Source organism: Thorsellia kenyensis (assembly GCF_042432445.1).
Classification (GTDB): Bacteria; Pseudomonadota; Gammaproteobacteria; order Enterobacterales; family Thorselliaceae; genus Thorsellia; species Thorsellia kenyensis.
Genome location: NZ_JBHLXE010000028.1, coordinates 1 through 511, shown reverse-complemented (window position 1 = coordinate 511; position 511 = coordinate 1). Strand labels below are relative to the sequence as shown.

1 pseudogene is annotated in these 511 nt (G+C 38.4%); it reads right to left on the bottom strand.

Annotation, left to right across the window (positions count from 1 at the left end):
- Nucleotides 1–511: pseudogene (locus ACFFIT_RS03140) on the bottom strand (hypothetical protein); the annotation flags it as partial.

Here is a 511-nt window from a genome sequence, read left to right as displayed (position 1 = left end):
AATAGCGATACTGTCTGCTGAATTAACTATACTATCAATGCCTATGGCTATAGAAGAACTGGCTGAATCTGCTATGGAAATATTTGAACCTATGCCTATCGCATTATCAGCATTATTGCCTAATTCATTTTGTGTACCTAATAAGATACTAGATGCAGAACCTGTACCAATTTTTCCGAAGCTTCCGATCGCTACACTTTCAGACGATCCTGAACCAACAGTGACATCACTTCCTATGCCTACACTATTTATTGCATTAATTATAGTCCCTAAGCCTGCTCCTAAGGCGATACTATTAAGCTGATTTGCTTGAGCATTTGTACCTAAAGCAAGACTAGCAAATCCTGTACTTGTTGTACCAAAACCTAGCGCTGTGCTTTTATCCCCACTTGCACTGGCATTAATACCTATAGCCATCGAATTTAGTCCTGTAGCACCATCATTGTTATAATTACCTTGTTGAGTTGAGGAGTTAACACTGTAATAGCGTGTTTTATTTTGATCGATAACT